Genomic DNA, 11,651 nt, shown 5'->3' on the forward strand with positions numbered 1-11,651 from the left:
AATAATTACATTGATAAGGGCGAGTTATGGGTATTCAAGCAGCATCTGATCTACAAACAGAACGTAAGATTAAAAAAATACTGGTTGCTAACCGTTCAGAAATTGCGATCCGCATCATGCGCGCAGCCTCTGAACTTGGCATTAATACTGTAGCGATCTACTCTGAGCAAGACATCAAAGCGGTTCACCGCTATAAAGCAGATGAAAGCTATTTAGTGGGCCAAGGTAAACCACCATTAGCAGCATATTTAGACATTGAGGACATCATCCGCATTGCTAAAGAGTCAGGCGCCGATGCGATCCATCCAGGCTATGGCTTTTTGGCAGAAAATCCAAATTTAGCAAAAGCCTGTCAAGAGAATGGCATTATCTTCATTGGTCCAGAACAGCGTATTTTGGAGCTTTTAGGTAATAAGGTCTCTGCTCGTAACTTAGCGATTTCAGCAGGCGTGCCTGTGATGCCAGCGTCTGAGCCATTACCACACAATAACGAAGAAATTTTAAAAATCGCCGAAACCATCGGTTACCCTGTCATGCTCAAAGCAAGCTGGGGCGGTGGTGGCCGTGGTATGCGCGTGGTGGAATCTGCCGATAAAATTTTAGATGCCGTTGAAGTGGCGCGCCGTGAAGCAAAAGCCGCCTTTGGCAATGATGAAGTCTACCTTGAAAAATTAGTGGTGCGTGCACGCCACGTGGAAGTGCAGATCCTTGGGGATGCCGCTGGCAACATCGTGCATTTATTTGAACGTGACTGTACCGTTCAGCGCCGCCATCAAAAAGTGGTGGAACGTGCGCCTGCCCCTTATTTAGATGATGCATTGCGTGCAGAAGTGTGTGGTTATGCCGTAAAAATTGGTCAAACAGCCGGTTATGTCAATGCAGGAACCGTTGAGTTTTTGATGGATGCGGACACCAATAAATTCTACTTCATTGAAGTGAACCCTCGCATTCAAGTTGAACATACTGTGACAGAAGCCATCACAGGCATTGACATTGTTAAAGCACAAATTGGCATTGCTGAAGGTTTAACCTTTGGGGATGCATTGTTAGAAGTGCCGACACAAGATGGCATCAAGATGACAGGTGCTGCGTTACAATGCCGCATCACGACAGAAGATCCTGCCAATGGCTTTGTGCCCGATCATGGCGTCATCAATGCGTATCGTTCGCCTGCGGGCTTTGGCATTCGTTTAGATGGCGGTACAGCCTATGCTGGCGCAGTGATCACACCTTATTACGATTCACTCCTTGTCAAAGTCACCACGTGGGGCAGAAGCGCGGCAGAAGCCATTGAGCGTATGGATCGCGCATTGCGTGAATTCCGTGTGCGTGGTTTGGCCACAAACTTATTGTTCGTTGAAAATGTGATCAATCATCCATTGTTCATTAATGGCGAATGCATCACGCGCTTTATTGACGAAACGCCCTCACTGTTCACATTCCCTGTACGCCGTGACCGTGCGAGCTATTTATTAAAATATTTATCTGAAGTTCAAGTGAATGGCAATCCTGAAGTGGCGGGTCGTGACATTCCTAAGCACTTTGTGACGCCAGTTTTACCAACGGTAAAACCGAAAGAAGATGTGGAAGAAGTTAAAGGCACGCGCATCATTTTAGATGAGCTCGGTGCAAAAGGCTTCAGCGATTGGATGCTCAATCAAAAAGAGGTGCTCATCACCGATACAACGATGCGTGATGCACATCAATCTTTATTTGCAACTCGCGTACGCAGCCATGATTTATTAAAAATTGCGTCTTATTATCAAAAATTATTGCCAAAAATGTTCTCCATGGAATGTTGGGGTGGTGCTACATTTGACGTTGCCATGCGCTTTTTGAACGAAGATCCATGGGATCGTTTGGAAAAAATGCGCGAAGCCATGCCCAACATTTTATTGCAAATGTTGATCCGTGGCGTCAATGGTGTCGGTTACACCAGTTATCCAAACAATGCCATTCAGTTCTTTGTGGAACAAGCGGCGAAAAAAGGGATTGATCTTTTCCGTGTGTTTGACTCATTGAACATTGTCGATAACATGCGTTTTTGTATGGATTCCATCATCGATACCGGCAAATTGTGTGAAGCGACGATCTGTTACACCTCTGACATTCATGATGCCGCGCGTCCGAAGTATCAATTGGAATACTATGTGAAATTGGCCAAAGAGCTTGAAAAAGCAGGGGCGCACATCATTGCCATTAAAGATATGGCGGGCTTATGCCGTGCACCGGCGGCGCGTCAATTGGTGAAAGCATTGAAAGAAGAAGTGGGTTTACCGATCCATTTCCATACGCATGACACTTCAGGCATCTCCGGGGCAAGCGTATTGGCTGCGGTAGAAGCTGGTGTGGATGCAGTGGATTGCGCCATTGACAGTTTCTCAGGCTTAACGAGCCAACCGCCAATGGGTTCGATTTTACGTGCCCTTGAATACACCGACCGTGATCCTAAGTTTGATTATGATGCCATTACGCAAATCTCCACATATTTTGAAGGCGTGCGTTCTTACTATGCGCCGTTTGAATCTGGCGTGCGCTCAGGCACATCAGACATTTATCGTCATGAAATGCCCGGTGGACAATACACGAACCTGAAAGAACAAGCGCGCAGCTTAGGCTTAGAATCTCGTTGGGATCAAGTGGCCAAAGCTTATGCGGATGTCAATACGCTCTTTGGGGACATCGTGAAAGTGACGCCAAGCTCTAAAGTCGTGGGCGACATGGCATTGATGATGGTGACGCAAGATTTAACGCCAGAAGATGTGGTCAATCCTAACCGTGAAATTGCTTTCCCTGCATCTGTGACAGGTTTATTCAATGGTGAGCTCGGCATTCCTGAAAGCGGTTTACCGAAAGCATTGTCAGATAAAATTCTACAAGGCAAAGCACCAGAGATTCAAAATGCAGGCAGCCAATTGCCGCCCGTGGATTTTGATCAATTGCGCACAGAATTGACAGCGAAGTTTAAATACTATGTCTCTGATACAGATTTGGCATCATACATCATGTATCCGAAGGTCTTTACAGATTTTGTGAAGTTCCGTTATGAATATGGTGATGTGTCCATCATTCCTACGAAGCAATTCTTCTACCCAATGGCAGAAGATGAAACCTTCAGCGTACAGATCGAGAAGGGTAAGGATCTATTGATCAGCTACCTTGTTGCCTCTGAACCTGATAACAATGGTGATTGCCAAGTGTACTTTGAGCTCAACGGTGAGCAGCGCATCTTTAAAACACCGAAAAAAGGTGTGGAAGGTTTAGCTGCGAAGAAAGCAAAAGCCGACCCAAGCAACAATCATCACGTCGGTGCACCAATGCCAGGAATGATCGGTTTAATGCGCGTGAAAGTTGGGGATAATGTGAAAGAAGGCGATGCATTACTCACCATGGAAGCGATGAAAATGGAAACGATCCTACGATCTGAGAAAATGGGTGTGGTCAAGCAAGTGTACGTGCAAGTGGGCGACACTGTGGAATCTGGCGACTTATTGATCGTAATCGAATAATGAATCCTTAACTAAAACTTTAAATAAGTTTGAGTTGTTGATCCCTTGAGCAATCGGGGGATCTTTTTTTATTTGAGTCTGAAAAGATTTGCCAAAGGGATGGGGTTTTAGATATACTTTACCGACTGACTACCGGTCAATATAATTTAAAAAATTATTCACATCCACGCACACAATAGGAACATCACCATGGCAAAAACATATGATGAACGGCATGCCGAAATTATGGATGTCTCATTACGCTTATTCATTCAATACGGTTTAAAAGACACAACCGTCAATGAGATCGTTAAAGCCGTCAATATCGCAAAGGGCACCTTTTACCATTACTTTCAATCTAAAGAGGATTTGATCCTAGAACTTCGCGCAAAATACATTCGAAGCTATTTATCACTGACCAATGATTACATGGGGCAATGCAAACACAGCGATTGGCATGGTAAGATTCGCGCATGGTGCCAGGGCAGCATTGTCCATTATTATGAGCATCGGGCAGAGCACATTGCATTGTTTCAGCAGCAATATTATTTAGACGAACGCCGCGAGCATTTAAGTGTCATCATCTTTTTAGAGGAATTTTTACGAACGGGCAATGAAGTCCAAGCTTGGCATGTTGCCTCGCCAGATTTAGTGGCGCTCTTGATTTATCAAGGCATCAATTTAGCCTTTGATGAATGCCGTGAAAAAAGCTTTGAAGAACTTGAAGGGATGACAGAGCGCCTTTATGATGTCTTCATCAAAATGGTTTCATAATGAGGGAGAATCGATGCGAATCATCGCCGCGTTGTTGATGTTAGGTCAATTATCCATAAGCTTTGCTGAGCCTTTAAGCCATGAAATGAAAAGCTTCATGCGTTTAGCGGCTGCCAAAAATGGGGATCAATATGGATTTACCAAAGATGATGCACAGCAATATTTGGGCATCACTTGGGGGAAATCGCCGCGAAGGGGTGCCATTTATGAATCCACTCAGCATTTAACAAACGATGCCGATCAACCCACATTTGAATACAGCGCCAATCGCGGCACACGCATCTTAACCTTATATTTTACAGAGCCAGTCAAACCCTTTGTAAAAGCCATTGAACGTTTACGCGGATTTGAAGCCGCATGGTTCCCACGCCAGCAAGCCAATGGTTTGCCCATTCATTACTTTGAAGGCAAAAATCCAAGTGAGTTCATTCCCACACGTAAATTGTGGATCAGAATTTATGAATGCGCGGATAAACCTCAAACGCCGTGCATTCGCCGTGCTCAACTTATTTTTGCCAAACCAGGAGCCGTATTCTAATGACGCTTGCCATCCATAGGCTGACCACAGAGCAGCACAACCCTAGAACCCAAAACATCGATGCCATGAGTACACTTGAAATGGTCAAAACCATGAATCAAGAAGATCAAACTGTGATCGATGCGATTGCCAACGCCAGTGAAAACATCAGCCATGCCATTGATGGGATTGTCGCCGCTTTAAAATCAGGAGGACGATTGATTTACATTGGTGCAGGCACATCCGGTCGTTTAGGTGTGTTAGATGCCTCAGAATGTTTACCCACCTTTGGCGTTGGGGAAGAAAAAGTGATGGGCATCATTGCAGGTGGTGATCGAGCACTTCGTCATCCTGTGGAAAATGCAGAAGATCGCCGCGAATTGTGCATTGAAGATTTAAAGCACGTGGCATTCAATGACAAAGACATTCTATGTGCAATTGCAGCATCCGGGCGAACACCATATTGTTTAGGTGGCTTAGAGTATGCCAAAGCCATCGGTGCAAAAAGCATTGCCGTGACCTGTACAGAGAATAATCCCATGTTAAGCGCCGCCGATTACCCGATTGCCATTGTAACCGGCGCTGAAGTGATTACAGGATCCACGCGCTTAAAAGCGGGCAGTGCACAAAAAATGGTGCTCAATATGCTCAGCACTTGTAGCATGATTCAATTGGGCAAAACGTATGGCAATGTTATGGTGGACGTCAAACCCACCAATGAGAAATTACATCAGCGTGCGCTCAATATGCTAATGAGCATTTTAGAAATTGATGAAATCGCCGCCCATGATTTATTAGAGCGTGCACATCACCATGTGAAAACAGCACTGCTCATGCATCTACAAAAGATGAGTTATGCAGAAGCGCAATCCGCATTGGCAAAAGAAGAGCGCTTAGCGGTTCTTTTAAAAGAGGCAAAATAATGGCATATGGTATCGGAATCATGTCTGGCACATCATTAGATGGCGTTGATGTCGCTTTAGTGGAGATTGAAGGCGTCAATGAATCCACACAATGCACGCTCATTCATTATGACAGCTATCCATACGATGAACACATTAGAGCAGCCGTACTGCGCGTCAGTCATCCAGAAACTTCAAATGTGGCAGAGCTTTGTGCGTTAAACTTTGAACTTGGCAAATTATACAGTGAAGCTGTCAGTCGTTTATTGAAGGATCATGATTTTAAAGCGCCGCTCGATTTTATCGCCATGCATGGGCAAACCATTTATCACATCCCAAAAGCGACAGATGAATATTGCGCCTCAACTTTACAAATTGGGGATCCGGCACCCTTAGCGTATGATCATCATACAACGGTAATTTCAAACTTTCGCCCGATGGACATGATGGCCGGCGGGCAGGGCGCGCCATTGGTGCCTTATACTGAATATCTATTATTGCGCAGCACCACACACAATCGCTTATTACAAAACATTGGCGGCATAGGCAACATTACCGTATTGCCAAAAAACTGTACGATGGATGAAGTCTTTGCCTTTGATACAGGCCCAGGCAATATGATGATCAATGGCGCAATGCAATATTTCTATCAATTGCCGTATGATGACCAAGGACAAATCGCCGCCCGTGGGCAAGTGATCCCTGAATTATTGAACGATTTGATGAATGATCCCTATTTCAAAGAAGCACCGCCAAAAGCCACAGGACGAGAATTGTTTGGAGAAACTCACATTCAATCCATTTGCGAGCAGTATGCGAATCAAGCAGACGATGTCATCGCAACGTTCACAGAATTAACCGCAAAAAGTATTGCCCATGCAGTTAAACAATTCATTCAACCCAAACTGGCACTCAATCCGGATGATGAACTCATCATTGCTGGAGGCGGCGCATATAATTTATATCTTGTGTCACGAATTGAGCATTATTTGCCTATGCTTAAAGTGAAGACGCAAGAGGACATTGGACTCAATAGCGATGCAAAAGAAGCGGTGGCTTTTGCCGTGCTTGGGCATCAAACCCTCAATCGTCAGCCAAGCAATTTAACCACCGCCACAGGCGCCGCGCACAGTATGATTTTGGGCAACATCACTTTGAACCCTTGGGGGGATTGAAATTATTAAAAGTATCACCATTATGCTGATCATAGTGGGGGAAGCTGCATAAATTAACGTTGTGGCTTTTATTATGCGATATGAAATATGGTATAATATTATATTGCGTTTTTTACATTTTTGGGGTTATCGGAATTCATTATGAGTAAGCAAAATGCTTTAACAGTTAAAGAACAACAAGCACGAATTAAAGAGTTAATTGCTCAAGGTAAAGAGCAAGGTTACTTGACGTATGCTGAAATCAACGATCACCTTCCTGAAGATATCATCGATCCTGAGCAAATCGAAAGCATCATTGCCATGATCTCTGAAATGGGCATTAAGGTGAGTGACGAAGCGCCAGATATGGACAGCTTGTTATTAACGAATGACTCCATCGGCTCAGATGATGATGCCGTTGATGAAGCGGCCGCGGTATTGGTCAACATCGACAGCAGTGAAATTGGTCGCACAACTGACCCTGTGCGTATGTACATGCGTGAAATGGGTACTGTAGATTTATTGTCTCGTGATGAAGAGAAATCAATCGCCATCCGCATCGAAGAAGGTTTAAACAGCGCATTATTAAACTTAGCGAATTACTATCCTGCGGTTGATCTTTTGATCAGCCGTTATGAAGAAACATTAGAAACAGATCAGCGCCTTGGCGACATTGCCACCGGCTTTGTGGATCCTAGCTATTATTCTGAAATCGCCGAAGATAAAGACGATGAAGAATTAGAAATTGTGGATGATGAAGCGCCAGCTGATGATCTTGAAGATGATGAAGAAGCCGAAGGTGGCAGCGCCGCTTCTGCTGAAACTGGCCCAAATAAAGAGATCTTTGCAGAGAAAATTGCAGAGCTCAAAGCCATCATTGCAGAAATTGATGCCCTTCGTGGTAACAAACGCAAGAAAAACATCGATGCTTTAATTTTAGATGCCCAAGAGCGTTTAAAATCAAAATTCATCGAGTTTAGATTGGCGCCAAAAATGCAAGAAGATATGGTGGCTTTATTAAAAGAGACCATTGATCGCATTCGTCCATTAGAACGTAAAATGATGAAAATCTGTATCGCCACTTGTAAAATGCCGCGCGATGCATTCATCAAAACATTCCCACGCAATGAAACGAAAAAAGAGTGGGTCGAAGAAGTCATCAACAGCAAGCACAAATATGCCAAAGCCATCGAAGAGCACAAAGATGCCATCTTTGAGATTCAAACACAATTGGCAAAAATTGAAAAAGCCAACAGCTTAGCCATTTATGAGATTAAAGAGATCAACCGTGAAATCTCCATCAATGAAGCGAAAGCAAAACGTGCAAAACGTGAAATGATCGAAGCGAACTTACGTTTGGTGATCTCGATTGCGAAAAAATACACCAACCGTGGTTTGCAGTTCCTCGACTTGATTCAAGAAGGGAACATTGGCTTGATGAAAGCGGTGGATAAATTTGAATATCGCCGCGGTTTTAAATTCTCAACCTATGCCACTTGGTGGATTCGTCAGGCGATCACGCGTTCAATCGCCGATCAAGCGCGCACCATCCGTATTCCTGTGCACATGATCGAAACCATCAATAAGTTAAACCGTATTTCTCGACAAATGTTGCAAGACATGGGACGCGAAGCAACGCCAGAAGAACTCGCAGAAGCGATGGGTTTACCTGAAGACCGCATTCGTAAAGTGTTGAAGATTGCTAAAGAACCCATTTCAATGGAAACACCTGTGGGTGATGATGAAGATTCACATTTAGGTGACTTCATTGAAGATACAGGCATGGTCTCTCCATTAGAAGCGGCCACCAGCGTGGGTTTAAGTGAAGCCACCCGTGAAGTGTTAGAAACCTTAACGCCAAGAGAGGCAAAAGTACTTCGCATGCGTTTTGGTATCGACATGAACACGGATCACACCTTAGAAGAAGTGGGCAAACAGTTTGATGTCACGCGCGAACGTATTCGCCAAATCGAGGCCAAAGCCCTTCGAAAATTGCGTCATCCGAACCGTTCTGAAAGCTTACGCAGCTTTATGGACAATGAATAAGCCTCACTTATTTGCTTAATGTCTTGAAAACCTCTTAAACTTTTAAGAGGTTTTACTTTTTAATATTCCCCGAGATTATAGAGTTATGAACCATTACCACCGTTTCAGTGTTGCGCCGATGCTCAATTGGACCGACCGCCATTGTCGTTATTTTTACCGTTTGATGAGCAAACAAGCCTTGCTATACACAGAAATGGTGACCACTGGTGCCATTTTGCATGGGGATACAGACATGCATTTGCGTTTTAATGCCAAAGAATCGCCGATTGCATTACAATTAGGTGGATCAGATCCAAAAGATTTACAAACAGCGGCTAAAATTGCAGAAGATTATGGATATACCGAGATCAATTTAAACTGTGGTTGTCCATCTGACCGTGTGCAAAAAGGTCGCTTTGGTGCGTGTTTGATGACTGAGCCTGAATTGGTGGCAGAGTGCTTTGATGCCATGCAAAGCGCTGTCAATATTCCTGTCACCATTAAAAACCGTATTGGCATTGATCATCAGGATGATTATGCCTTTGTGCATCGTTTTATTGATGTGGTGAGTCAAGCAGGATGCAAAACTTTCACTGTTCATGCGCGTAAAGCTTGGCTATCTGGTTTATCGCCTAAAGAGAACCGTGAGATTCCACCATTAGATTATGATCGCGTGTATCAGTTAAAGCACGATTTTCCAGAATTGATGCTAATCTTAAATGGTGGCATTCAATCGCCAGAGCAGGGATTAAGTGTTATGAACAATCTTGATGGTGTCATGCTTGGGCGCGCCGTGTATCACTCGCCCTTTTTAATGAATGAAGTGGACCATCTTTATTTTGGGGATGAAGCCTCTGATCAATCGCCGTTTGATGTTTTAGCTGCATTAAAGCCTTATGTGGAATCTGAATTGGCTGCAGGCGTTAGGGTTCATCACATTGGCCGCCATTTACTTGGACTATTTAATGGCTACCCAAAAAGTCGCCAATGGCGCCGCCACCTCAGTGAAAATATGTTTAAAGATGATGCGGATTTTACCGTGTTTGAAGACGCTGTGAAAAAAGCCTTCGATAGAATTTTATAATGATTTTCATTGTGATATGATATGACGCGATTTAACCAAGGAAATAACATACTATGAAAAAAACAATTTTAGCTGTCGCTTTACCTTTGATCATTTATGGTTGCTCTGATGAGTCTAGCAATCTTTCAAATGCCGATAAATTCAAAACTTTTGAACAAAACTACCTCGCTGCAACACAAACAGTGATCAACAAATCCACTGAATTTAGCACAGGTGCTGTGGCATATGAAGCAAACTTTAGCAATGTGAATGATCAAGTTTCCTTACAAGATCAATTCACCTATACCGATCAACAAAATGCAGCATCGATTGAATACAACATCACCTCTCAAGCGAATGTTGATTTAGCAAAATACAACCCAGAAAATGGTCGCGCTTTAATCAAAGGGCAGGCCAATGGTGGTGTGGTCATTGATGTAGAAGCGGCAGGTGAAACGGTTAAATTAAACAACCTATTTGCCAATGCAGATTATGAAGGCACATTAGATGAAAAAGCCAAAACATTTTCTTACAATGTGAAAATGGCAAAAAACACGGTGCCTGTATTATTGAGCGATGTGGCCATTGCTGAATTGACACTCAATGATTTCACCAATGACATTGTGTTAAACTTCAATAAAGATTATACAGATTTGACGGCATTGAAATCGGGTTCTGAAGGCAAAAGCATTCAGATTAAAGCCACCGGTGAATTGGCCAAAGAAGTGGATGCAAACATTGATTTAACAAAATTGGTGTCTTCAACGAACTATCAAGCAAGCCCATTAAAATATGAAACGGTTGCCTCATTGGGCAATCTTGCCATGTCTGCCACGAATAAAAACAGCGACAATGTTGAAACCTTCAAGTTTGATGTGTCTAAAATTGAAGCGAAAAGTGGTATTTATGAAGAGAAAGGTTTACTCTCAGGCAACGTCGCTTATCATGTTGGTAATGTTGCGGTGACTAAAGATCAATCTCCAAAGCTTGATTTTGGCGCCATCTCTGTTGATACCAACATCAAAGGCATCAAAAACATCAAAAATTGGAAGGCTTTAATTGAACAAGCAAACGCATTATCTTCACAAGATCCATCTGACATGAACGAAGTAGAAGCGCAAGAATTTTTAAAAACGATTGCCTCTTTGTTCACTAAAGATACCCGTTTGAACATGAGCTTTGAAAACAAATTAACCATTGGCGATGAATTAAAAGCGAGCATTGCTTTCCAACCTTCTGAAAAATTAGTGGCCTTATTGCAAGAAGGTCCTGAAGCCATTGAAGCCATGGTTGAAAATCAATCACCTGTAGATTTAATCGATGCATTCATTCATGAATTCTCTTTCAAAGGTAAAGTGACGGAAGATTACATCATTGCTCAGTATGAAAAATTCTTAACATTAGATGGCCAAGATACTGCATCTGCGAAAAAAGATGTGCAAGGTGCCATTCAAATGGTGATGATGTTAGTGGGCATGCAATCAGCACAATTAGGTGCCTCTCCACTTGAGTACAAAGAAAGAACATTGTTCATGGACATTGAATTCAAACAAGGGACTTGGAACATCAACGGTAAAAAATTAACCACGGCAGAAATTTTTGCAGCATTCCAATAAATGCTTAATCCATAAGCATTAGCGCAGAAAGTTTAAGCAAAAGCCCTCAACCGAGGGCTTTTTTTCTGCTAACTTCACAGAATCGTTCTATAATATTGTTTTTGAGAAGGAG

At 43.2% G+C, this 11,651-nt stretch carries 8 protein-coding genes; all 8 read left to right on the plus strand.

Features of this window, described 5'->3' with window-relative positions:
- The first annotated feature begins 26 nt into the window (after positions 1-26).
- Positions 27-3,509, plus strand: coding sequence for a pyruvate carboxylase (locus B143_RS0102825; RefSeq protein ID WP_018122119.1), 3,483 nt, complete (start codon positions 27-29; stop codon positions 3,507-3,509).
- 189 nt (positions 3,510-3,698) lie between these two features.
- Positions 3,699-4,262 carry a TetR/AcrR family transcriptional regulator gene (locus B143_RS0102830; protein WP_018122120.1) on the plus strand — a complete coding sequence of 188 codons (564 nt, stop codon included), beginning with the start codon at positions 3,699-3,701 and terminating at the stop codon, positions 4,260-4,262.
- A 13-nt stretch (positions 4,263-4,275) separates the two neighbouring features.
- Positions 4,276-4,800 carry a hypothetical protein gene (locus B143_RS0102835; RefSeq protein WP_018122121.1) on the plus strand — a complete coding sequence of 175 codons (525 nt, stop codon included), beginning with the start codon at positions 4,276-4,278 and terminating at the stop codon, positions 4,798-4,800.
- Positions 4,800-5,702, plus strand: a complete 903-nt coding sequence (gene murQ, locus B143_RS0102840; RefSeq protein WP_018122122.1) for an N-acetylmuramic acid 6-phosphate etherase — start codon at positions 4,800-4,802, stop codon at positions 5,700-5,702. The genes B143_RS0102835 and murQ overlap by 1 nt, the downstream gene beginning before the upstream one ends.
- Positions 5,702-6,856 (plus strand): anhydro-N-acetylmuramic acid kinase AnmK, encoded by a 1,155-nt coding sequence (gene anmK, locus B143_RS0102845; protein ID WP_018122123.1) that lies wholly within the window; start codon positions 5,702-5,704, stop codon positions 6,854-6,856. The genes murQ and anmK overlap by 1 nt, the downstream gene beginning before the upstream one ends.
- Positions 6,857-6,997: 141 nt before the next feature.
- Complete coding sequence (gene rpoD / locus B143_RS0102850; protein ID WP_018122124.1) at positions 6,998-8,881, plus strand: RNA polymerase sigma factor RpoD; 1,884 nt, start codon at positions 6,998-7,000, stop codon at positions 8,879-8,881.
- A gap of 85 nt (positions 8,882-8,966) precedes the next feature.
- On the plus strand, positions 8,967-9,944 hold the full coding sequence (dusA, locus tag B143_RS0102855) for a tRNA dihydrouridine(20/20a) synthase DusA (RefSeq protein WP_018122125.1): 978 nt from the start codon (positions 8,967-8,969) through the stop codon (positions 9,942-9,944).
- A 53-nt stretch (positions 9,945-9,997) separates the two neighbouring features.
- The gene (locus B143_RS0102860; protein WP_018122126.1) at positions 9,998-11,539 is read left to right on the plus strand and encodes a YdgA family protein; all 1,542 of its coding nucleotides are present in this window, start codon (positions 9,998-10,000) and stop codon (positions 11,537-11,539) included.
- Positions 11,540-11,651 lie beyond the last annotated feature (112 nt).

The sequence above is a fragment of the Wohlfahrtiimonas chitiniclastica DSM 18708 genome, from assembly GCF_000375345.1.
In the GTDB taxonomy this organism is placed as follows: Bacteria; Pseudomonadota; Gammaproteobacteria; order Cardiobacteriales; family Wohlfahrtiimonadaceae; genus Wohlfahrtiimonas; species Wohlfahrtiimonas chitiniclastica.